This is a genomic window from Pseudomonas sp. MG-9, from assembly GCF_018729515.1.
Taxonomy (GTDB): domain Bacteria; phylum Pseudomonadota; class Gammaproteobacteria; order Pseudomonadales; family Pseudomonadaceae; genus Aquipseudomonas; species Aquipseudomonas serboccidentalis.
Genome location: NZ_JAHHZH010000009.1, coordinates 1 through 20,959 on the forward strand (window position 1 = coordinate 1; position 20,959 = coordinate 20,959).

Here is a 20,959-nt window from a genome sequence, read left to right on the forward strand (position 1 = left end):
TCGACCTGGTCAACAACCGATAATTTAAAAGCCAGTGTGTAATCACGCTGACTGCGCTTCGTGCCCGTATCCATTGCACCTTCCTGAAAAGAAGTCAGAAGGTGTAAACCTTATTCAGGACGGGACATCACCATAAAAAAGGCCTCGCATCTGCGAGGCCTTTTATTTGGGCTTCAATCGGTTCAACTCTGTGGCCTCATCCCTTGTGAAAGTCCGAACATGAACAGCAACAAATCATGATCAGGTTTAGTGGCCACGGAGGCTTTCGCCACCCGTGGTACTGCGCAGTGAGCATCGGCCGTGGTCGCACCGATCACCTGCATGCGGGGCTGCTCCCAGGCCGCCACCGCCAATGAAGCAACTGCCAAGGCTCCAACCAAAAACAAACCTCGTGCAATTTCGAGTTTCATCGCTATAAACCTTTGATAGCGCTGCCAAACGCCGTCTCATAAAAGTAGACGAGTTTTTTCCAGTCCGTGTCGCTGAACGACGAATGGCGACGCAATTGCTTCATATCATGGGAGGCCGCGCGATAAGCGGTCAGACGCTGGCGGCATTTTTCCAGATCGATCAATGCCACTTCGACCTGAGCCGAATCACCTTCGCCAGTCACCCGTACAAAGACGTGTTTGATGTAGATGCAGCTGTGCTGCCAACGGCCCTTGTGCATGCGCGCCAGGTTTTGCGCCAGGTCTTTAAGGACGCGTTCGTAGACGGCTTCGCCGTATTGGGCACGACCGCCAGCGGCTTCCCATTTTTCGAGTTCGTCGAAACCGTCCAGCGACTTGGTCACCAGCAGGGCACGCCATTTGTATTGCGGATCAGGCTGCGCCCCGCAGAACACGATTTGCGGTACACGCACGCCGAGGCGGCTGACGCCGGTCAGGGCATCCAGCTCACGCAATACCGTCGGGCGGCCGAAAGGATGCAGCCAGCTGCGATAGATATGTCCGGTCTGGCGCTTGGCATACAGTAACTGGCCGTCACGGCCCATGACTCGTTGCACACCACTTTCCCCGCCACGGCGTACATTGGGTTCTTCCACCCATTCACCGCGCTGGTTCCAGTAGTAGTCGAAGCGATCCTGGGGAGCGACTTCCGTTTCTGCTGCTATTTGCACCGCCATCCTGTTACCTCTTGCGTAATACGTAAACCCGCCACATGGCATAGAGCGGAATAAAGTCCAGTTGTTCCTGAATGCGAAAACCTGCCTCTTCGAATTCCTTTTCCACTGTCACAGCCGGTAACACAAATCGGTTCTGGTAACCTTCCTGCCCACGACGCTTCTCGGCGCGTTTGCGTTTCCAGGCCTTGAAATTACCGTCTACCCACAACGAAATGATGACGCTGTCGCGGGTGACACGCTCGAATTCGCGCAAAATCGCCCGCCGATGCTCGGCGTCACCGATGTGGTGCAGCAATCGCATGCAGAAAATGCTGTCGACGGCGTTATCTGGCAGGGCAATGTCGAACGCTGACGTGTGCAAAGGTTGTACCCGTTTCACCACGTCGGCCGGTTGCGACTGCATCGCAGTCTTGATCATGGATTCGGAATTGTCCGCACCAATGATCACCCGGTTGGGCTTTTCCGCCAGTAACGGCCAGAAACGCCCTGCTCCGCACGGCAGATCCAGAACCAACCCCGGCTCGCCGGCCAGTGTCAGGGCCTTGCGGGCCAACTGCTCGTCCCGCCAGTGAGACAACCGACGACCGAGACCGTCCTGATGCTTGCGCAAATATTTTTGCGCATGCTGGTCATCATACTTTTCGGAAAAATCGAGCTTGATCGGTCTGCTCATTATCACGGCTCCTGAATTACTGATACCCCTACCATAGGTAGCGGTATGTCAGCGTCAGGTCGTCACTTTGTGAAAAATACGTCAGGTAAACCAACAAACTATTACAGGGTTTTACAAGGAGAAAGCAATAGCGCGGGGCCATCAATGGGGCTCAGCGCAGCCCCAGCGTCACCTCGAAGCGGCAACCATTGGGCTCCATGGTGCTCAACGTCACCTCCCAGCCCTGGTTCTCGCAGATCCGCTGCACCAGCGACAAGCCCAGCCCAAGGCCTTCGCCGCGCTTTTCACTGCCGCGCACAAAGGGTTGGAACATGGCTTCGCGTTTTTCCTCGGGAATGCCGACGCCCGAATCCTCGACGACAAACCCGTTGTGGTTGAGTGTCAGGCGAATGAATCCCTGCTCGGTGTAGTGGCAGGCATTGCGCAGCAGATTGCCCATCACGGCGCCAAGCAGAGTGGCATTGAAGCAGGTGGCCGGCGGGTTGCCCGGCTCGAACATCAGACGCAGCCCTTTGGACTCGATCGGTTCGCGCCAGATACTCAACAGGCCATCGGCCACTTGAGTGAGGTTCTGCTGCGGCGCGGAACCGGCGTCTTCACGCTGGGCGCGGGCGAGCATCAGGAAGGTCTGCACCAGCTCGCGCATTTCCTCGCTGGCGCGAGCGATACGCTCGACCTGGGCCCGGCCGCGCTGATCCAGCCCCGGGTTTTCCAAAAGTAATTCGCAGGAACTGGCCAACACCATCAACGGCGTGCGCAGTTCGTGGCTGACGTCGCTGGTGAACAACCGCTCGCGGGTCAGCGCCTGACGCAGACGCCCGAGCGTGGCATCGAACGCCACCGCCAGTTCGCCGACTTCGTCAGCCGCGTAATCCGGGGCCAGCGGTGGTGCCAGGCCGAGCAGTTGATCGCGGTGACGCACTTGCCGCGCCAGTCGCACCACCGGCGCCATGACCTTGCGCGCCAACACCCAGCCGAGGAACACCGCCAGCGCCAGACTGAGCACGAAGCCCACCAGCACCACGGCGAACAGCACGCGTTCGCGCTCCTCGAAATCACTTTGATCCTGCAGCAGCACGTAGCGGCGACCATCGACGATCTCGACCATCGCGTGATACGACAGCTGTTCGCGGAAGACTTCGTGGAACCCCGCATCGAGGTGGCGCAGATCCTTGGGCAGCTCGAAATCACCCGGGCCGCCACTGAAATAGAACAACTGGTCCGGTTCCGGGCGATGGCTCCAGTCCGACACGCTGTCCATCAGCAGCAGACGTTGCAGATCGCCGCCCAGCCCTGCCGAAATCAGTTTTTCCTCCACCAGGTGCACGGTCGCCACAATGCCCATGGCGAAGGCCCCGGCCACCAGCGCACTCATCAGCGCAAAGGCGATGATGATCCGCTGCGAAAGGCTTTGCTTAAACTCCATCACGCCCCTCGGCCAGGCGGTAACCCACACCGTGCACGGTTTGCAGCAACGGTTTGGCGAAGGGCTTGTCGATCACCTGACGCAATTGGTGGACATGGCTGCGCAAGCTGTCGCTGTCCGGGCAGTCATCGCCCCACAGCGCTTCTTCGAGGATTTCCCGACGCAGCACGTGCGGGCTCTTCTGCATCAACACCGCCAGCAGTTTCAGGCCGACCGGGTTGAGCTTGAGCAGCTTGCCCTCGCGGGTCACTTCGAGGGTATCGAGGTCGTAGGTCAGGTCGCCGACCTGCAGCGCACGGCGTCCGCCGCCCTGGGTGCGGCGCATGACCGCCTCGACTCGTGCCGCCAGCTCGGACAGCGCAAACGGTTTGACCAGGTAATCGTCGGCCCCGGACTTGAAGCCCTGCAGGCGGTCGTCCAGTTGATCGCGGGCGGTGAGCATGATCACCGGTGTGTCGCGCCGGGCGTCTTCACGCAGGCGCTTGCACAGGGTGTAGCCATCGATCCCCGGCAGCATGATGTCGAGCACGATCAGGTCGTAATGCTCGGTGGCAGCCAAATGCAGGCCCGACAAGCCGTCCTGGGCGCAATCGACGGTATAGCCTTTGAGCCCCAGGTAATCGGCCAGGTTGGCCAGGATATCGCGGTTGTCTTCGACCAATAGAATTCGCATTGGCATTTCCTCCGTACACAGTTCCGGCCGTCTTGGCCCGCGCAGCTTAAGGCCAACGCCGGTTCAGGGCTAGCGCTGGCATGCGCGCACATCCATTTGCACAGCCAAATTAGATGTTTAACAAAGTTTTCACTATCGATTCACAACCTGACTACAGTGGCGCCGCGACACTCGCGCGCCATTGATATAAGGAAAACGAGACAATGGACTCTTTCAAGACCGCGCCTATGCGCTTTCTGCTGCTGATCACCGGCGCCTGGCTGGTCATTTTTCTCCTGACCCGAGCGGTCTTGCTGCTGACTCACCTGGATGAGGCCGGTGGCTTCGCCCTTTCCGTGTTTGGCATCGGCGCGCTGTATGACCTGGGGTTCCTTGCTTACGCGGCGCTGCCGATGGGCTTGTACCTGTTGCTCTGCCCGCCGGGCCTGTGGCGTCGTCGCGGGCATCGCGGGTTCCTGCGCGTCCTGCTGACGATCAGCCTGTTCGCCATGCTGTTCGTGGCGGTGGCCGAATGGCTGTTCTGGGACGAGTTCGGCGTGCGCTTCAACTTCATCGCCGTCGATTACCTGGTGTATTCCGACGAGGTGTTGAACAACGTCCTCGAGTCGTATCCGATTGGCAAACTGCTGAGCCTCCTCGCGGTATTGGCTGTGGTGATCAGTTTTGCCCTGCGCAAGCCATTCAATGCCGCCATGAATGCCCCGCTGCCACCGCTGCGCGGACGCCTGCTCAGCGCATTGGGCCTGCTGATCGTCGCGGGGCTGAGCCTGCAACTGCTCAGCCAGGACGCCCCGCGCGCCCAGGGCGGCAACGCTTACCAGAACGAACTGGCCAGCAACGGGCCATACCAGTTCTTCGCCGCGTTCCGTAACAATGAACTGGACTACACCCAGTTCTACAAAAGCCTGCCTGCGGAAAAAGTCGCCGGTGAGATCCGTGCCGAGCTGAGTGAAAGCAACGCCCGTTTCATCGGCCAGGACCCGCAGGATATTCGCCGGATGATCGACAATCCCGGCACTGCGCGCAAACCGAACATTGTGCTGGTGACCATCGAAAGCCTGAGCGCCAAGTACCTGGGCAGCAACGGCGACGGTCGCAACCTGACGCCGAACCTCGACGCCTTGCGCAAGCAAAGCCTGTACTTCAATAACTTCTATGCCACTGGCACCCGCACCGACCGCGGTCTGGAAGCCATCACCCTGGCCATCCCGCCGACGCCGGGCCGCTCGATCGTCAAGCGCATCGGCCGTGAAAGCGGTTTCGCCAGCCTTGGCCAACAGCTGAGCGCCGTGGGTTACGACAGTGTGTTCGTCTACGGCGGGCGCGGTTACTTCGACAACATGAACGCGTTCTTCAGCGGCAACGGTTATCGCGTCGTCGATCAGAGCAGCGTCGATGAAGCCGAAATCCACTTCAAGAACGCCTGGGGCATGGCTGACGAGGATCTGTATCGCCAGACCCTGAAGCTGGCGGATGCCGATTACGCCAAGCAGCAACCGTTTTTGCTGCAGTTGATGACCACGTCCAACCATCGTCCTTACACCTATCCGGACAACCGGATCGACATCAAGTCCGGCAACGGTCGTGATGGTGCAGTGAAGTACACCGACTATGCGATTGGACAGTTCCTCGAGCAGGCGCGGCAGAAACCGTGGTTCGACAACACGATCTTCATATTCGTCGCCGACCACACCGCCGGCAGCGCCGGCAAAGAAGACTTGCCGATCGCCAACTATCAGATCCCGCTATTCATCTACGCACCGAAAATGATCGAGGCACGCGAGAGCGCGCAACTGGCCAGCCAGATCGACCTGGCCCCGACGCTGCTGGGCTTGCTGAACCTGGATTACACCTCGACGTTCTTCGGCCGCAACCTGTTGCAGGACAACCCGCTGCCACCGCGCGTGGTGGTCGGCAACTACCAGCATCTGGGTCTGTTCGATGGCAAGGATCTGGCCATCCTCAGTCCGCGCCAGGGCTTGCGTCGGCATGACGATGCGCTGACCGAAAGCCGCGAGTCGCGAGTCACCAGCGACGACCCGCTGATCACCCGTGCGATCACCTATTACCAGACCGCCAGTTATGGCTTCAAACAGCAGTTGTTGAGCTGGAAAACCCCCGGCAACGCTGCGCAAGTCAGCGACCGTTAACAGAAACGCCCCGGGCTGATGCACCGGGGCGTTTTCCTTTATTCAGGATTGGCTCATGTCATCATCCGCTGTACATCCCTCTTCCCGCCCCCTCAATTTGCGGTTTTGCCTGGGCATTCCTGCTGCGGCGGCGATCATTCTGGTGCTGCTGGAACTGACCGATCTGGACATGGCTCTGGCCCGAGTGTTTTATGATCCGGTCGCTGGCGATTTCATCGGGCGCTACAGCTTCTTCCTTGAGGACATCCTTCATGATCGCGCCAAAGAAGCGGTGATCGTATTTTCGGTGTTGGCCATACTCGGCTTCATCGGGGCGTTTTTTCTGCAACGGCTCAAACCATTCAAGCGTGAACTGGGCTGCCTGGTGCTGTCACTCGGCCTCGCCACCTCATTCGTCAGCCCGCTGAAAACAGTCACCGCCGTGCAGTGCCCGTGGAGTCTGGAGCAGTTCGGCGGCCACGAAACCTACAGCAAACTGCTGGAGCCTCGCCCGCCGACCGACAAACCCGGCCGCTGCTGGCCCGGCGGCCACGCCTCCACCGGCTTCAGCCTGTTTGCGCTGTTCTTCGTGCTGCGAGACCGGCGCCCGCGCCTTGCACGCCAGGCGTTGGTCTTTGCCGTCGCACTGGGTTCGGTGTTTTCGATCAGCCGAATGATGCAGGGCGCGCATTTCTTCTCGCACAACGTGTGGACGGCGATCTTCTGCTGGCTGATTTGCCTGGGGTCGTATTACTGGCTGCTGTATCGCCCGGCAATGAAGGCAGAGGCGGCGGTCAAGGCACAACCTGTTACTACTTGAGTGAAGTTCGAAAGATCGCGCCCTTCGGCAGCGCCTACAGGCTTATCTATCTCGCACAGAGGCTGTCGAAGGCTGCGATCTTTTGCCTTTTGATCTTTCCTGAGGCAATAAAAAACCCCGCCTGCTCATCGCAGGCGGGGTTTTTCGTTACAGGGGTAAGGCTGGCTTACATCATGCCGCCCATGCCACCCATGCCGCCCATGTCTGGCATACCGCCGCCAGCCGAGCCTTCTTTCTTCGGTGCATCAGCAACAGCGGCTTCGGTGGTCAGGATCAGACCGCCGATCGAGGCTGCAGCTTGCAAAGCGGAACGGGTGACCTTGGTTGGGTCCAGGATGCCCATTTCGATCATGTCGCCGTATTCGCCGGAAGCAGCGTTGTAACCGAAGTTACCTTTGCCGTTCTTCACTTCGTTGACGACTACGCTTGGCTCGTCACCGGAGTTGGCAGCGATCTGACGCAGCGGCGCTTCAACAGCGCGACGCAGCACAGCGATACCGACGTTCTGGTCAGCGTTGTCGCCGGTCAGTTCGGTCAGGGCTTCCAGAGCACGGATCAGCGCAACGCCACCGCCAGGTACCACGCCTTCTTCAACGGCTGCACGGGTAGCGTGCAGGGCGTCTTCAACGCGAGCCTTCTTCTCTTTCATTTCAACTTCGGAACCAGCGCCAACCTTGATCACTGCAACGCCGCCGGACAGCTTGGCCAGACGCTCTTGCAGTTTTTCACGGTCGTAGTCCGAGGAAGTTTCAGCAACCTGAGCACGGATTTGAGCGATACGCGCCTGGATGTCGCCTTCAACGCCAGCACCGTCAACGATGATGGTGTTTTCCTTGGACAGGGTTACACGCTTGGCGTTACCCAGGTGTTCCAGAGTGGTGCTTTCCAGGCTCAGGCCGATCTCTTCGGAGATAACGGTACCGCCGGTCAGAACGGCGATGTCCTGCAGCATGGCCTTGCGACGATCGCCGAAGCCTGGAGCCTTGACGGCTGCGACTTTAACGATGCCACGCATGTTGTTCACTACCAGCGTCGCCAGGGCTTCGCCTTCAACGTCTTCGGCAACGATCAGCAGTGGGCGGCCGGCTTTGGCAACGGCTTCCAGCACTGGCAGCATTTCGCGGATGTTCGAGATCTTTTTGTCGACCAGCAGGATCAGCGGGCCGTCGAGCTCGGCAACCATGGTGTCCGGCTTGTTGACGAAGTACGGGGACAGGTAGCCACGGTCGAATTGCATGCCTTCTACAACCGACAGTTCGTTTTCCAGGCCCGAGCCTTCTTCAACGGTGATCACGCCTTCTTTACCGACTTTTTCCATGGCTTCGGCAATGATGTCGCCGATGGAGTTGTCGGAGTTGGCGGAGATGGTGCCGACCTGAGCGATAGCCTTGGTGTCAGCGCATGGCTTGGACAGGGCTTTCAGCTCTTTGACGATCGCGATGGTCGCTTTGTCGATACCGCGCTTGAGGTCCATCGGGTTCATGCCGGCAGCGACGGCTTTCAGGCCTTCGTTGACGATCGACTGAGCCAGAACGGTCGCAGTGGTCGTACCGTCACCGGCGTCATCGTTGGCACGGGAGGCAACGTCTTTGACCAGCTGCGCGCCCATGTTTTCGAAGCGATCTTCGAGTTCGATTTCCTTGGCGACGGAAACGCCGTCCTTGGTGATGGTCGGAGCGCCGAAGCTCTTCTCGAGAATCACGTTACGGCCTTTCGGGCCCAGGGTCGCTTTTACCGCGTCAGCCAGAACGTTGACGCCTTTAAGCATCTTGGAGCGGGCGGCATCGCCGAACTTAACTTCTTTAGCAGCCATGATCGATATTCCTTAAATACTTTGTAGTAACGGGAAAATGAGCGGGGTATCAGCCTTCCAGTACAGCGAGAATCTCGTTCTCAGCCATTACCAGCAGGTCTTCGCCGTCGACTTTCACAGTGTTGCTGCCGGAGTAAGGACCGAACACAACCTTGTCGCCGACTTTAACGGCCAGCGCACGCACTTCACCGTTTTCCAGGGTCTTGCCTGGGCCAGCAGCGACGATCACACCGTGGTTGGCTTTTTCAGCAGCCGAACCTGGCAGGACGATACCGCCAGCGGTTTTCTTTTCTTCTTCGCTGCGACGGATGACGACGCGGTCATGCAGAGGACGAAGCTTCATTGTCGATCTCTCCTAATTGTGGTTTTCATCGGCCGGTGTAGTCCCGGCGGGTTTAACAAATCCGGCCTGCGCCGGTTGCGGTTCGTCGAGCGAGCCGCGGAAGTCTGTCCGACTCAAATGTCGGAAACCTTTCGGTGACCGATACATAAGGGCGCATAAGCTTATTACAAGGGCGGGGGCAGAAAATTTTTCTCGATTTGCCCCTTGAATGCCGCGCATAAAGAAACGGCACCCGAAGGTGCCGTATCGATACAGAGGTTACTTGCTGTCGCGATGTTCGAACTCGCCTTCGATCACATCACCTTCACGACCCAGAGGCTGGCGCGGCGCAGGACCGCCGCGCGGTTGCAGGTCATCGGCGAAGGCACGCTGACGAATCGCCTGTTCCTCGGCGCGCTGGCGCATTTTATTCGCCAGCAGACGGCGGGTGAACGGCAACAACATCACCAGACCGACCACGTCGCTGACGAAGCCCGGCAGGATCAGCAGGCCGCCGGCCAGTGCCAGCATCAGGCCTTCAAGCATGGTTTGCGCGGGCAGTTCACCGCGATTCAGGCTTTCACGGGCACGCAGTGCCGTGGCCAGACCGGCGACGCGCAGCACGAACACGCCGAACATCGAGCCGAGAATGATCAGCAGCAGGGCCGGGAAAAACCCGATAGCCCCTGCCACTTTGACGAATACGAACAGCTCCAGCACCGGAAACAGCAGAAAGAGCAACAAAAAAGGGCGCATCAAAGATTCCTCAACGCAAGAAATGCCTTGCAGTAAGCATTAGATGACGTCGCCCTTTCGTGAATTCAAGCATCGGTCACCGCATTTTTTGGCCAGACCTCGGCGTGAGCCAGAGAAACCAAGGCTTCGCGCACTTGTATCGGCGTATGACAAGGCGTTTGAAACGGCAGCCAGTACAGCGCCTGACCGACGCGCAGGTGCATGCCTTCGCTGTCGATCCCGGCCAGTTGCGCCGGCACGGTTTGCGGCAGGCCGGCCAGTTCCACGTAATGGGCGATGGCCTTGGCGTGGTCGCTGTTCATGTGCTCGACCATGCTGATTTCAGCCTTGCCGGCAAACGGGTTGGCCAAGGTCAGTTGATCGACCCAGTGAATCGCGCCGAAACCGCCGATGTAGCGATGACGCACGGGGTTGAGCACCCAGAAGTCAAAATCGTGGGCCTTGTGGTAGTTCTGCGAATCGGGGAAATAACGGTAATAACGCTCGGCGGCCGCTTCAATGGCGATCGGCTCTTCGAGCTTTTGCGCTTCGGCCAGGTAGGTCAGGCGACCAACGGCCTGCACGTCGTCGGCCTCACGCTCGCCCACCAGCAGCGAACATTTTGGGTCCTTCTGCAGGTTGTGAGTGTGCTGGGCGATGCGGCTGATCAGGATCAGCGGGCGGCCCTGCTCGTCCAGGCAATAGGGAACCACGGAGCCGAACGGGAAACCGGGCATCGATTTGGAGTGGGTGGACAATACGCCACGGTATTCCTTGAGAAGCAATTCTCGGGCATTCTTGGCCGCTTCAACGCTCAATTTATGACTCCTTATATAGAATCCGTCAAAAAAACGGACAGGCGCCTGGGGATAAGTCCCGGTCACGCCATCGGGCAATGCTCATGTGCAACCAGGCCACGTTCGGTGCAGATCGAGCGTCGTCCACAACAAAAACCACTCAGACCGGCTATCGGGGCATGCGAATGCAACTCAACGACAAAGTAATCATTATCACCGGCGGTTGCCAGGGTTTGGGCCGTTCCATGGCCGAGTATTTCGCCGGCAAAGGCGCGAAGCTGGCCCTGGTGGACCTGAATCAGGAAAAACTCGACGACGCGGTCGCAGCCTGCAAAGCCAAGGGTGTCGAGGCGCGCAGCTATCTGTGCAACGTGGCCAATGAAGAACAGGTTGAGCACATGGTCGCCCAGGTGGCCGAGGACTTCGGTGCGATCCATGGCCTGATCAACAACGCCGGGATCCTGCGCGATGGCCTGCTGCTCAAGGTCAAGGACGGCGAAATGACCAAGATGAGCCTGGCCCAGTGGCAGGCGGTCATCGACGTCAACCTGACCGGCGTGTTCCTGTGCACCCGTGAAGTCGCGGCGAAAATGGTCGAGCTGAAGAACAGTGGCGCGATCATCAACATCTCGTCGATCTCCCGCGCCGGCAACGTCGGCCAGACCAACTATTCCGCCGCCAAGGCCGGCGTGGCAGCAGCCACCGTGACCTGGGCCAAGGAACTGGCGCGTTACGGCATTCGCGTGGCGGGCATTGCCCCGGGCTTTATCGAAACCGAGATGACCCTGGGCATGAAGCCCGAAGCGCTGGAGAAGATGACCTCGGGGATTCCGCTCAAGCGCATGGGCAAGCCGGAAGAGATCGCCCATTCGGCGGCGTACATCTTCGAGAACGACTACTACACCGGACGGATTCTGGAGATGGATGGCGGGTTGCGCATCTAAGCCCCCCACAAAACCAACTGTAGGAGTGAGCCTGCTCGCGATTACGCTCATTCATTCAACCCATCTGTTGAATGTTAATCCGCTATCGCGAGCAGGCTCACTCCTACAGGTCTTTCAATGTTGCTGGTCGATCAATCGTCGCTGATGCTGATATTCGGCATCGCCGGTGTCGCCGCTTCCTGCAACACAATGCGTGCGCCGACATGGCGGGCGAGTTCCTGATAGACCATCGCGATCTGGCTGTCCGGCTCGGCGATCACCGTCGGCTTGCCGCCATCGGCCTGCTCGCGGATAAGCATCGACAGCGGCAGCGAGGCCAGCAGCTCAACGCCGTACTGGGTCGCCAGCTTCTCGCCACCGCCCTCACCGAACAGATGCTCGGCATGACCGCAGTTCGAGCAGATGTGCACCGCCATGTTCTCCACCACGCCCAGCACCGGAATGTTGACCTTGCGGAACATTTCCACGCCTTTGCGGGCGTCCAACAGCGCCAGATCCTGCGGGGTGGTGACGATCACGGCACCGGCCACCGGGACTTTTTGCGCCAGGGTCAGCTGGATGTCGCCAGTGCCCGGCGGCATGTCGATCACCAGATAGTCCAGATCGCCCCACGCGGTTTGCGTGACCAGTTGCAGCAGTGCGCCGGAGACCATCGGCCCGCGCCAGACCATCGGCGTGTTGTCATCGGTCAGGAACGCCATCGACATGACTTCGACACCGTGGGCCTTGAGCGGCACGAACCACTTCTGGTCCTTGACCTCCGGACGGGTGCGCTCGGGAATGCCGAACATGATGCCCTGGCTCGGGCCATAGATGTCGGCGTCGAGAATCCCCACCTTGGCCCCTTCACGGGCCAGTGCCAGCGCGAGGTTGGCGGCGGTGGTCGATTTGCCTACGCCGCCCTTGCCAGACGCCACGGCGACCACGTTCTTGACGTTGGCCAGCCCCGGGATCTGTGCCTGGGCCTTGTGCGCCGCGATCACGCTGGTGACCTCGACCTTGGCCGAGACCACGCCGTCGAGGTTTTCGATAGCCAGTTGCAGCAGTTGCGCCCAGCCGCTCTTGAACAGACCGGCGGCGTAGCCGATTTCCAGTTGAACCTTGACGCGGTCGCCATCGATTTCGATGTGCTTCACGCAACCGGCGCTGACCGGGTCCTGGTTCAGGTAAGGGTCGGTGTATTGGCTGAGGACGGCTTCCACCGCTGCGCGAGTGACGGCACTCATGGGCAACTCCGATAACAAGACTGGGAATAGATGGCGGGTATCGTACCCCGCGGATTCGTTTGCGGTCAGGCGATTTATAATTCGCCGCGCCTTTGTGGCGAGGAAGCTTGCACCTGCTCGGCTGCGCAGCAGTCGCAATCAGGTTGACGCGGTGTCCGGTTCGGATGCGAAGGGGCGGCTTCGCCACCCAGCGGGAGCAAGCTCCCTCGCCACAATTAATTGCAGTTGCCGCATCCGGAAACAGGCGCACAGGGTGAAAAATATGCGCCAGCGCTTTATAGTGGCCGACCTCCGTTTCATCAAGTAGCGAAGCCCCACATGTCCGAACCACGCAAGATCCTCGTCACCAGCGCCCTGCCCTACGCCAACGGTTCGATCCACCTTGGCCATATGCTGGAATACATCCAGACCGATATGTGGGTGCGCTTCCAGAAGCATCGCGGCAACCAGTGCATCTATGTCTGCGCCGACGACGCCCACGGTTCGGCGATCATGCTGCGCGCGGAAAAGGAAGGCATCACCCCGGAACAACTGATCGCCAACGTGCAGGCTGAACACAGCGCCGACTTTGCCGAGTTTCTGGTCGACTTCGACAATTTCCACTCCACTCACGCCGAAGAAAACCGTGAGCTGTCGAGCCAGATCTACCTGAAGCTGCGTGACGCCGGGCACATCGCCCAACGCTCGATCACCCAGTATTTCGACCCGGAAAAGAAAATGTTCCTGGCCGATCGCTTCATCAAGGGCACCTGCCCGAAATGCGGCACTGAAGACCAGTACGGCGACAACTGCGAAAAATGCGGTGCGACCTACGCCCCGACCGATCTGAAAGACCCGAAGTCGGCCATTTCCGGCGCCACCCCGGTGCTCAAGGATTCCCAGCACTTCTTCTTCAAGCTGCCAGACTTCCAGCAAATGCTGCAAACCTGGACCCGCAGCGGCACCCTGCAGGACGCCGTGGCCAACAAGATCGCCGAATGGCTGGACGCCGGCCTGCAACAGTGGGACATCTCCCGCGATGCGCCGTATTTCGGTTTCGAGATCCCGGACGAGCCGGGCAAGTATTTCTACGTGTGGCTGGATGCGCCGATCGGCTACATGGCCAGCTTCAAGAACCTCTGCAACCGCACGCCGGAGCTGGACTTCGATGCGTTCTGGGGCAAGGACTCCACCGCCGAGCTGTACCACTTCATCGGCAAGGACATCGTCAACTTCCACGCACTGTTCTGGCCAGCCATGCTCGAAGGCGCCGGTTTCCGCAAGCCGACTGGCATCAACGTGCACGGCTACCTGACCGTCAACGGCCAGAAGATGTCCAAGTCCCGCGGGACCTTCATCAAGGCCCGTACCTACCTGGATCACCTGTCGCCGGAATACCTGCGCTACTACTACGCGGCCAAACTGGGCCGTGGCGTCGATGACCTCGACCTGAACCTCGAAGACTTCGTGCAGAAGGTCAACTCCGACCTGGTCGGCAAAGTGGTCAATATCGCCAGCCGTTGCGCCGGTTTCATCCACAAGGGCAACGGCGGCCTGCTGGTCGACAACAATGCCGCGCCAGAGCTGACCGAAGCGTTCCTGGCTGCCGCGCCAGGCATTGCCGACGCCTATGAGGCCCGCGACTTCGCCCGTGCCATGCGTGAAACCATGGCCCTGGCCGACCGCGCCAACGCCTGGATCGCCGACAAGGCCCCATGGTCGCTGAACAAGCAGGAAGGCAAGCAGGATGAAGTCCAGGCGATCTGCGCCACCGGCATCAACCTGTTCCGCCAGTTGGTGATCTTCCTCAAACCGGTGCTGCCGTTGCTGGCCGCCGATGCCGAGGCGTTCCTCAATGTCGCCCCGCTGACCTGGAACGACCACACCACCCTGCTGGCCAACCATCAGTTGAACGAATTCAAACCGTTGATGACCCGCATCGACCCGGTAAAAGTACAAGCCATGACCGACGCCTCGAAGGAAGACCTGACCGCCAGCCAGACCGACACCGGTGCCGCCGCACCGGCGGGCAACGGCGAACTGGCCAAGGATCCGCTGTCGCCGGAAATCGACTTCGACACGTTCGCCGCCGTCGACCTGCGCGTCGCCCTGATCGTCAAGGCTGAACACGTGGAAGGCGCCGACAAGCTGCTGCGCCTGACCCTGGACATCGGTGACGAGCAACGCAACGTGTTCTCCGGGATCAAGAGCGCGTACCCGGACCCGTCGAAACTCGACGGTCGCCTGACCATGATGATCGCCAACCTCAAGCCACGGAAAATGAAGTTCGGCATCTCCGAAGGCATGGTGATGGCGGCAGGTCCCGGCGGTGAAGAAATCTACCTGCTGAGCCCGGACAGCGGCGCCAAGCCGGGTCAACGCATCAAGTAAGGCCCAGCGGTAAAACGATCCCACAGGCATGTTCTGCAGGCCTGTGGGATTTTTCATATCTGGCCCACCCTTCGCGGGTGCCGGATAATGCCTAACCTTAAGTGACACCCGCCCGTTTTTGCCGGCAGAACCATGACCGAACTTGCGCTTACGCTGATCAGTGCCGCCCTGCTCAACAACTTCGTGTTGCACTGGCCGCTGGGCGTCGATCCGTTGCTGGCCGGCAGTCGGCGCCAAGTGCATGCGTTGGGGCTGGCCACGTCATGCCTGATGCTGAGCGTCGGCGTCATCGGTTACGTGATCTGGCATTGGCTGCTGGTGCCGCTGCAACTGCAGGCCCTGCACCTGTTTGTGTTCTTGCCGCTCAGCGTGCTACTGAGCGCGCCAATGCTGAAACGGCTGGCGCGTGCGCTGCCCGACTGGCCGTTCGACGGACTGTGGCCGCTGTTGCTGGGCAATGCCGGGGTGCTGGGGCTGGCCTTGATCAATGCGCACAATGATCGAGGCTTGCTGCAGGCAACGGCGCTGAGCCTTGGCGCCGGCCTGGGTTTCTGGCTGGTGCTGAGCCTGTTCAGCGACTTGCGTGAGCGCACGGCCGACAACGACATTCCCCTGCCCTTTCGCGGCCTGCCGATCGATCTGATCGGCGCCGGACTGATCGCAGTGATTTTTCTCGGATTCAGTGGACTGATCAAAACATGAGTCTGATTCAACTCATCGATGCCCTCCTGCCGCAGACCCAGTGCGGCAAATGCGGCCACCCTGGCTGCAAGCCCTATGCGCAAGGCATCGTCGATGGCGAACCGATCAACAAGTGCCCGCCCGGCGGCGACGAAACCATCGCTGCCCTGGCTGAACTGCTGAAAGTACCGGTGCTGGAGCTGGACGTCAGCCGTGGTTCGGCACCGCCACAAGTGGCGTACATCCGCGAAGCGGAGTGCATCGGCTGCACCAAGTGCATTCAGGCCTGCCCGATCGACGCCATTGTCGGCGCCGCGAAACTGATGCACACCGTGCTGATCGACGAATGCACCGGTTGCGACCTGTGCGTGGCGCCGTGCCCGGTGGATTGCATCGAGATGCATCCGCTGCCACTCGGCACCTTGCCGGTGGTGGGCGGTCTGGCGGCCAGCCTTGAAGAGCAGCGCGCGCGCACCGCCAAACGTGATCATGCGCGCCAGCGTTTTGAACGACGCAACGCCCGCCTGCAACGCGAAGAGCAACAGAAACAGGCTGAGCGCGAGGCGCGGGCGCAACGTGCAGCGCAACCCGCAGTGGCAACCCTCGATCCAGTGCAGGCCGCCCTGGAACGCGTGCGCGCGCAGAAAGCCGCGACCGCCGACGCTGCGCTGAAAAAGGCCAAGATCGATGTCGCCATGAGCCGCGCGCAATTGCACAAATCGCTGAAAGCCTTCGGCCATCCACCGACGTTCGAGCAGCAGTCGCAACTGATTGTGTTGCAACAGCAGTTCGAAGCCGCCGAGCAGGCGCTGGCGATACTCGAAAGCAGCGTCCCTGCCGCCCCTGCAGCTCCGGCCCCGGCGAAAGACGCGGACCTGAAACGGGCGAAAATCCAGTTGGCCATGCGCCGCGCCGAGCTGAAAAAGGCCCAGACCGCCGAGGCACCACCGGAGCAGATCGCCACGCTGGAACAGGCCCTGCGTGACGCCGAGCAAGCCCTTCACGCTGCCGAAGCCGCCAGCGAGCAACCGGCGCCTGACCTCGTGCGCGTGGAAAAACGTCCGATCGACAGCCAGCTTCGCCAATTGAAAACCGAACTGGCTTACGCCCGCGCCAACCTGAGCAAACTCCAACGCCGCGCCGACACGCCGAGCGACGCCCTCGACAAGGCCCGCGCCCGCCTGCAGGACGCCGAGCTTCAGGTACACGATCATGTCGCCCCGTGAAGCACCGGATGATCGCCTGCAACAGGCGATGAAACAGGTGCTGCTCGCCACGTTGCCGGGGCTGCTAGGGTTGTTCTGGCTGTACGGCTGGGGCGTGTTGATCAATCTGACTCTGGCGGTGACCACCGCGTTAGTGGTCGAGGCTGGCGTCACCCGGCTGCGCCGACAGCCACTGCAACCGACGCTGAGCGACGGCAGCGCACTGGTCAGCGCCACCCTGCTGGCGGTTGCCCTGCCGCCTTATTGCCCGTGGTGGCTGACCGTGACGGCAATAGCTACGGGCCTGCTGTTCGGCAAGCACCTCTACGGCGGCATCGGCAAGAACCCATTCAATCCGGCCATGCTCGGCTTCGCGCTGGCGATGGTGCTGTTTCCGCAGCCGATGACCCACTGGCCGGCACACGGGATGAATTTGCTGGCAGCGTTTGAACACGTCTTCAATATGGGCCAGGCGCCGGACGCCTGGGCTCAGGCTACCGCGCTGGACAGCCTGCGCATCAACAAAAGCCTGACCATAGATGAGCTGTTCGCCGCCAACCCGGCGTTCGGGCGTTTCGGCGGGCGCGGTGTGGAGTGGGTCAATCTGGCGTTTCTCGCCGGCGGGCTGTTGCTGTTGCAACGCCGGGTGATTGGCTGGCAAGCACCGGTCGGCATGCTGGTCAGTCTGTTTGTTGTCAGTCTGCTCTGCTGGAACGGTTCGGGCTCCGATTCCCAAGGCTCGCCGCTGTTTCATTTGCTGAGCGGGGCGACCATGCTCGGCGCGTTTTTCATCATCACTGAACCGGTGTCCGGGGCAAAAAGTCCGTTGGCCCGCCTGCTGTTCGGCATCGGTGTCGGGTTGCTGACCTACCTGATTCGCACCTGGGGCGGCTACCCGGATGGCGTTGCATTTGCCGTGCTGCTGATGAATCTCTGCGTGCCGGCGCTGGAACGCATTGCTGCTGGCCGCCAGACGCAGGTGACCCCATGAACCGCACGGCCTCGGTCATCGCGCTGGTGCTGATCGCCGGTGCCGGTCTCGGCCTGACTTATGTGGTGCAACGCAGCAGTGCACCGCAGATTGCCATCGAACAACGCCTGCTCGACAGTCGCAAACTGCTGGATGTACTCGCGGCCGACAGCTACGACAATCAGCCGCTGGAGCAGCCGCTGGCGTTGGCGGACACTCAATTGAGCCACAGCACGCTGCTGGCCGGTTACCGCGCAAGCAACGCCGGGCAACCGGTGGCGGTGTTGTTGCGCACGCAGACCGAGGGTTATGCCGGCGCCATCGAATTGCTGATCGCCATTGATGCCAACGGCAGACTGCTGGGCGTTAAAACCCTGCGGCAAAACGAAACACCGGCGCTCGGCGGGCTCATCGGCGACTGGCCGAACACCTGGCTGGCAGGGTTTTCCGGGAAATCGCGCAGTGCCCCCGATGACGCAGGCTGGGCATTGAAAAAGGATCAGGGACAGTTCGATCAACTGGCTGGAGCGACCATCACGTCCCGCGCCACCGTGAATGCCATCCATGACGCCCTGCGCTACTTTGATGAGCACCGGGCAACCTTGCTGGGGATCGAACCATGAACCGGCCAACGAATCTGACCAATGCTTTGCTGCTGGCGCTGTTGCTCGGCACCAGCGCCACACTGGCCGGCGCGCTGGGCATGCTGTTGATGTCGAGCGTGGTCGTGACGGTTTACGCGGTGTGCATGGGGCCACTGCGTTCACGACTGTCCGACAGCAGCGGGTTGCTGGCCAGCGTGCTGCTGGCCGCCACCCTGACCAGTTGCGCCAATATCCTCGCGCAGCGCTGGGCGCTGCAGTGGCACCAGGCACTTGGAATCTATGCCGGGCTGATCGCCTTGCAATGCGTGGTGCTGGAATACAATGGGTTCTTTCGTCAGGCGCTAACCGAACGCCTGAAGTTTTTTGGCCCGTCGAGCGGGCTGCTACTGACGCTCGCTGTTCTGCGTGAGCTGTTCGGTCAGGGCTATCTCGGCCATGGTCTTTCAGCGCACTGGCAAGGTCTGGCTCTGTTCAACCAAGGGTTGCACCTGATCACCCTGGTTCCCGGCGCCTTCATATTGTTGGGACTGCTGCTGGCTGCCCGCCAGGCATGGACTCGCTCGAACGCTCTCTCCAAGGAAACACATCACCCATGAATGCCGCAAAACGCCTTGAGATTTTTCGCAGGCTGCACGAAGACAATCCCGAGCCGAAAACCGAACTGGCCTACTCCTCGCCCTTCGAGCTGCTGATTGCGGTGATTCTATCGGCTCAGTCGACTGATGTTGGCGTCAACAAGGCCACGGCCAAACTGTTCCCGGTGGCCAATACCCCGGCAGCGATCCACGCCCTTGGCGTCGAAGGGCTGTCTGAGTACATCAAGACCATCGGCCTCTACAACAGCAAAGCCAAGAACGTGATCGAGACCTGCCGCATGCTGGTCGAACTGCACAACGGTGAGGTCCCGCAAACCCGTGAAGAACTGGAAGCCCTGCCCGGCGTGGGCCGCAAGACCGCCAACGTGGTGCTCAATACCGCTTTTCGGCAATTGACCATGGCGGTCGACACGCACATTTTCCGCGTCAGCAATCGCACCGGCATCGCTCCGGGTAAAAATGTGGTTGAGGTGGAAAAGAAACTGATGAAGTTTGTACCCAAAGACTACCTGCTGGACTCTCATCACTGGTTGATTCTGCACGGTCGCTACGTATGTCTTGCTCGCAAGCCGCGCTGTGGCAGCTGCCGGATCGAAGATTTGTGCGAGTACAAACACAAAACCTCGGACGATTGATTGGCTATTGGTTTTATTGATTCATCGATTGAAAAAATCTTTTTTACCCGCAGCAGGAATGTCGATATAAGGAGCGCCAAAGGCAGTCTTAGCCTGGAGTTAACCTTATGACTGACAGCAAAGAACAACTGGATGTAGATGACGATTTCACCGCTGCAGAAACCGACGACGCCGAACCGGTGGTCGAGGTCGCCAAGACCAACCTGAGCAAACGCCGCACCATCGACAACCTGCTTGAGGAGCGCCGACTGCAAAAGCAATTGGCCGATTACGATTTTGATCTCTGACACTTAAAAGCCTCCCGAACCGGAGGCTTTTTACTTTCTGATGAATCTGACCCCGGGCGTCCCATGATCCAATGGCAGTCAAGCCCATCAGACCAGGCCGTTGCGTTGTGCCAGCTCGATCAGGTCCACCAGCGACCGGGCATTGAGCTTCAACAACAGACGGGTCTTGTAAGTGCTGACTGTCTTGTTGCTGAGAAACATGCCATCGGCAATTTCCTTGTTGGTCTTGCCACGCGCCAGTTGCTGCAACACCATCATTTCCCGTCCTGAAAGGCGGTCGACCATATCGGCCTCGCTGGCATTACCCAGGCTGGTTCGCACGGTATGCAGGGCCTGGTTCGGAAAATAGCTGTAACCGGACAACACGGCTTTTATTGCACTGAGCAGCTCAGTCAAATCCTGTTGTTTACAAACATATCCCGCCGCCCCCGACTGCATGCAGCGCATCGAAAAGTGCCCCGGCGCCTGTGAAGTCAGTACCAGAACTTTCAATGGCATGGCTGTCGAGTTAAGGCGCGCAATAACTTCCAGCCCATCAAGTTTCGGTATCCCGATGTCCAGAATGACGATGTCCGGCATCTGGTCGCGTGCAAGTTGTAACGCATCCACACCATTATCTGTTTCGGCAATGACTTCGTAGCCATGACGTTCCATCAGCATACGCACAGCAAGACGAATGACGGGGTGATCATCCACGATCAGCACTTTATTCATGGGCAAGTCCAGTTTCGCTGTTCGAATTTTTAGAGCACGCACAATAGCGTAGTCATCTACTTGATGGCACATCAGAGCGATCTGGCACTTGCAGCGAAAGACATCCCCTACAAGCATTGAGGATTAATCCTACAAAAAACATCTAGTCTGATGGCGCAATTGAAAAAAACATTCTCGACCCTCTCCTTTAGCCGAAAAAATTGTCGCGGAGT

The 20,959-nt window shown here is 59.8% G+C and carries 22 protein-coding genes; 11 read left to right on the forward strand and 11 right to left on the reverse strand.

Annotated elements, in window-relative coordinates; genetic code table 11:
- Positions 1-182: 182 nt before the first annotated feature.
- The 5 genes from KKQ10_RS22060 to KKQ10_RS22080 form a co-directional block, all read right to left on the reverse strand.
- Positions 183-410 (reverse strand): hypothetical protein, encoded by a 228-nt coding sequence (locus KKQ10_RS22060; protein WP_127648305.1) that lies wholly within the window; start codon positions 408-410, stop codon positions 183-185.
- A 2-nt stretch (positions 411-412) separates the two neighbouring features.
- Positions 413-1,126: a lipopolysaccharide kinase InaA family protein gene (locus KKQ10_RS22065; protein ID WP_127648304.1), complete on the reverse strand. Its 714-nt coding sequence runs from the start codon at positions 1,124-1,126 to the stop codon at positions 413-415.
- Positions 1,127-1,130: 4 nt separating this feature from the next.
- Positions 1,131-1,799, reverse strand: a complete 669-nt coding sequence (locus KKQ10_RS22070) for a class I SAM-dependent methyltransferase (RefSeq protein ID WP_127648303.1) — start codon at positions 1,797-1,799, stop codon at positions 1,131-1,133.
- A gap of 151 nt (positions 1,800-1,950) precedes the next feature.
- Positions 1,951-3,225 carry a sensor histidine kinase gene (locus KKQ10_RS22075; RefSeq protein WP_127648302.1) on the reverse strand — a complete coding sequence of 425 codons (1,275 nt, stop codon included), beginning with the start codon at positions 3,223-3,225 and terminating at the stop codon, positions 1,951-1,953.
- The gene (locus KKQ10_RS22080; protein ID WP_025111688.1) at positions 3,215-3,898 is read right to left on the reverse strand and encodes a response regulator transcription factor; all 684 of its coding nucleotides are present in this window, start codon (positions 3,896-3,898) and stop codon (positions 3,215-3,217) included. Before KKQ10_RS22080 ends, KKQ10_RS22075 begins: the two co-directional genes overlap by 11 nt.
- A gap of 203 nt (positions 3,899-4,101) precedes the next feature.
- Between KKQ10_RS22080 and KKQ10_RS22085 the strand changes: the two genes are divergently transcribed.
- Together KKQ10_RS22085 and KKQ10_RS22090 are read left to right on the forward strand one after the other, a co-directional pair.
- Positions 4,102-6,048 carry an LTA synthase family protein gene (locus KKQ10_RS22085; RefSeq protein WP_215502269.1) on the forward strand — a complete coding sequence of 649 codons (1,947 nt, stop codon included), beginning with the start codon at positions 4,102-4,104 and terminating at the stop codon, positions 6,046-6,048.
- A gap of 55 nt (positions 6,049-6,103) precedes the next feature.
- A complete protein-coding gene (locus KKQ10_RS22090) occupies positions 6,104-6,847 on the forward strand; it encodes a phosphatase PAP2 family protein (protein ID WP_215502270.1) in 744 nt (247 codons plus the stop codon).
- 166 nt (positions 6,848-7,013) lie between these two features.
- Here the strand turns inward: KKQ10_RS22090 and groL are convergent, their stop codons facing one another.
- The 4 genes from groL to KKQ10_RS22110 all read right to left on the reverse strand — a co-directional run bounded on the left by groL (position 7,014) and on the right by KKQ10_RS22110 (position 10,535).
- Complete coding sequence (gene groL / locus KKQ10_RS22095; RefSeq protein ID WP_123453761.1) at positions 7,014-8,660, reverse strand: chaperonin GroEL; 1,647 nt, start codon at positions 8,658-8,660, stop codon at positions 7,014-7,016.
- Positions 8,661-8,709: 49 nt separating this feature from the next.
- A complete protein-coding gene (locus KKQ10_RS22100; protein ID WP_003227685.1) occupies positions 8,710-9,003 on the reverse strand; it encodes a co-chaperone GroES in 294 nt (97 codons plus the stop codon).
- A gap of 258 nt (positions 9,004-9,261) precedes the next feature.
- Complete coding sequence (locus KKQ10_RS22105; protein WP_108588858.1) at positions 9,262-9,738, reverse strand: FxsA family protein; 477 nt, start codon at positions 9,736-9,738, stop codon at positions 9,262-9,264.
- A gap of 65 nt (positions 9,739-9,803) precedes the next feature.
- On the reverse strand, positions 9,804-10,535 hold the full coding sequence (locus KKQ10_RS22110) for a HugZ family pyridoxamine 5'-phosphate oxidase (RefSeq protein ID WP_215502271.1): 732 nt from the start codon (positions 10,533-10,535) through the stop codon (positions 9,804-9,806).
- Positions 10,536-10,699: 164 nt separating this feature from the next.
- Here KKQ10_RS22110 and KKQ10_RS22115 point away from each other — a divergent pair, with 164 nt between their 5' ends.
- Complete coding sequence (locus tag KKQ10_RS22115) at positions 10,700-11,458, forward strand: SDR family oxidoreductase (RefSeq protein ID WP_016773416.1); 759 nt, start codon at positions 10,700-10,702, stop codon at positions 11,456-11,458.
- Positions 11,459-11,589: 131 nt separating this feature from the next.
- On the opposite strand, the gene apbC is transcribed toward KKQ10_RS22115, so the two are convergent.
- Complete coding sequence (apbC, locus tag KKQ10_RS22120) at positions 11,590-12,684, reverse strand: iron-sulfur cluster carrier protein ApbC (protein WP_127648296.1); 1,095 nt, start codon at positions 12,682-12,684, stop codon at positions 11,590-11,592.
- A 318-nt stretch (positions 12,685-13,002) separates the two neighbouring features.
- Here apbC and metG point away from each other — a divergent pair, with 318 nt between their 5' ends.
- The 8 genes from metG to KKQ10_RS22160 all read left to right on the forward strand — a co-directional run bounded on the left by metG (position 13,003) and on the right by KKQ10_RS22160 (position 20,033).
- Positions 13,003-15,054, forward strand: a complete 2,052-nt coding sequence (metG, locus tag KKQ10_RS22125) for a methionine--tRNA ligase (protein WP_127648295.1) — start codon at positions 13,003-13,005, stop codon at positions 15,052-15,054.
- 132 nt (positions 15,055-15,186) lie between these two features.
- Complete coding sequence (locus tag KKQ10_RS22130; protein ID WP_215502272.1) at positions 15,187-15,756, forward strand: electron transport complex protein RnfA; 570 nt, start codon at positions 15,187-15,189, stop codon at positions 15,754-15,756.
- The gene (rsxB, locus tag KKQ10_RS22135; RefSeq protein WP_215502273.1) at positions 15,753-16,961 is read left to right on the forward strand and encodes an electron transport complex subunit RsxB; all 1,209 of its coding nucleotides are present in this window, start codon (positions 15,753-15,755) and stop codon (positions 16,959-16,961) included. Before KKQ10_RS22130 ends, rsxB begins: the two co-directional genes overlap by 4 nt.
- Positions 16,948-17,931, forward strand: a complete 984-nt coding sequence (locus tag KKQ10_RS22140) for an RnfABCDGE type electron transport complex subunit D (protein ID WP_215502274.1) — start codon at positions 16,948-16,950, stop codon at positions 17,929-17,931. Before rsxB ends, KKQ10_RS22140 begins: the two co-directional genes overlap by 14 nt.
- On the forward strand, positions 17,928-18,533 hold the full coding sequence (locus KKQ10_RS22145; protein ID WP_215502275.1) for an RnfABCDGE type electron transport complex subunit G: 606 nt from the start codon (positions 17,928-17,930) through the stop codon (positions 18,531-18,533). Before KKQ10_RS22140 ends, KKQ10_RS22145 begins: the two co-directional genes overlap by 4 nt.
- The gene (locus KKQ10_RS22150; RefSeq protein WP_215502276.1) at positions 18,530-19,111 is read left to right on the forward strand and encodes an Rnf-Nqr domain containing protein; all 582 of its coding nucleotides are present in this window, start codon (positions 18,530-18,532) and stop codon (positions 19,109-19,111) included. Before KKQ10_RS22145 ends, KKQ10_RS22150 begins: the two co-directional genes overlap by 4 nt.
- Positions 19,108-19,746 carry an endonuclease III gene (gene nth / locus KKQ10_RS22155; protein ID WP_003227707.1) on the forward strand — a complete coding sequence of 213 codons (639 nt, stop codon included), beginning with the start codon at positions 19,108-19,110 and terminating at the stop codon, positions 19,744-19,746. Before KKQ10_RS22150 ends, nth begins: the two co-directional genes overlap by 4 nt.
- 107 nt (positions 19,747-19,853) lie before the next feature.
- On the forward strand, positions 19,854-20,033 hold the full coding sequence (locus KKQ10_RS22160) for a PA3496 family putative envelope integrity protein (RefSeq protein ID WP_127648289.1): 180 nt from the start codon (positions 19,854-19,856) through the stop codon (positions 20,031-20,033).
- A gap of 87 nt (positions 20,034-20,120) precedes the next feature.
- Here KKQ10_RS22160 and KKQ10_RS22165 read toward each other — a convergent pair whose 3' ends face one another.
- Entirely contained in the window at positions 20,121-20,747 is a 627-nt protein-coding gene (locus KKQ10_RS22165) for a response regulator transcription factor (RefSeq protein ID WP_127648288.1), read from the reverse strand.
- Between the last annotated feature and the right edge of the window lie 212 nt (positions 20,748-20,959).

Bases quoted from the DNA above. Each gene is read 5' to 3' on its own strand.
- apbC (WP_127648296.1), bottom strand. From the start codon at position 12,684: ATGAGTGCCGTCACTCGCGCAGCGGTGGAAGCCGTCCTCAGCCAATAC.
- KKQ10_RS22090 (WP_215502270.1), top strand. From the start codon at position 6,104: ATGTCATCATCCGCTGTACATCCCTCTTCCCGCCCCCTCAATTTGCGG.
- metG (WP_127648295.1), top strand. From the start codon at position 13,003: ATGTCCGAACCACGCAAGATCCTCGTCACCAGCGCCCTGCCCTACGCC.
- KKQ10_RS22065 (WP_127648304.1), bottom strand. From the start codon at position 1,126: ATGGCGGTGCAAATAGCAGCAGAAACGGAAGTCGCTCCCCAGGATCGC.
- KKQ10_RS22080 (WP_025111688.1), bottom strand. From the start codon at position 3,898: ATGCGAATTCTATTGGTCGAAGACAACCGCGATATCCTGGCCAACCTG.
- rsxB (WP_215502273.1), top strand. From the start codon at position 15,753: ATGAGTCTGATTCAACTCATCGATGCCCTCCTGCCGCAGACCCAGTGC.
- KKQ10_RS22130 (WP_215502272.1), top strand. From the start codon at position 15,187: ATGACCGAACTTGCGCTTACGCTGATCAGTGCCGCCCTGCTCAACAAC.
- KKQ10_RS22100 (WP_003227685.1), bottom strand. From the start codon at position 9,003: ATGAAGCTTCGTCCTCTGCATGACCGCGTCGTCATCCGTCGCAGCGAA.
- KKQ10_RS22145 (WP_215502275.1), top strand. From the start codon at position 17,928: ATGAACCGCACGGCCTCGGTCATCGCGCTGGTGCTGATCGCCGGTGCC.
- KKQ10_RS22060 (WP_127648305.1), bottom strand. From the start codon at position 410: ATGAAACTCGAAATTGCACGAGGTTTGTTTTTGGTTGGAGCCTTGGCA.
- KKQ10_RS22165 (WP_127648288.1), bottom strand. From the start codon at position 20,747: ATGAATAAAGTGCTGATCGTGGATGATCACCCCGTCATTCGTCTTGCT.
- KKQ10_RS22075 (WP_127648302.1), bottom strand. From the start codon at position 3,225: ATGGAGTTTAAGCAAAGCCTTTCGCAGCGGATCATCATCGCCTTTGCG.
- KKQ10_RS22105 (WP_108588858.1), bottom strand. From the start codon at position 9,738: ATGCGCCCTTTTTTGTTGCTCTTTCTGCTGTTTCCGGTGCTGGAGCTG.
- groL (WP_123453761.1), bottom strand. From the start codon at position 8,660: ATGGCTGCTAAAGAAGTTAAGTTCGGCGATGCCGCCCGCTCCAAGATG.
- nth (WP_003227707.1), top strand. From the start codon at position 19,108: ATGAATGCCGCAAAACGCCTTGAGATTTTTCGCAGGCTGCACGAAGAC.
- KKQ10_RS22160 (WP_127648289.1), top strand. From the start codon at position 19,854: ATGACTGACAGCAAAGAACAACTGGATGTAGATGACGATTTCACCGCT.
- KKQ10_RS22140 (WP_215502274.1), top strand. From the start codon at position 16,948: ATGTCGCCCCGTGAAGCACCGGATGATCGCCTGCAACAGGCGATGAAA.
- KKQ10_RS22150 (WP_215502276.1), top strand. From the start codon at position 18,530: ATGAACCGGCCAACGAATCTGACCAATGCTTTGCTGCTGGCGCTGTTG.
- KKQ10_RS22070 (WP_127648303.1), bottom strand. From the start codon at position 1,799: ATGAGCAGACCGATCAAGCTCGATTTTTCCGAAAAGTATGATGACCAG.
- KKQ10_RS22115 (WP_016773416.1), top strand. From the start codon at position 10,700: ATGCAACTCAACGACAAAGTAATCATTATCACCGGCGGTTGCCAGGGT.
- KKQ10_RS22085 (WP_215502269.1), top strand. From the start codon at position 4,102: ATGGACTCTTTCAAGACCGCGCCTATGCGCTTTCTGCTGCTGATCACC.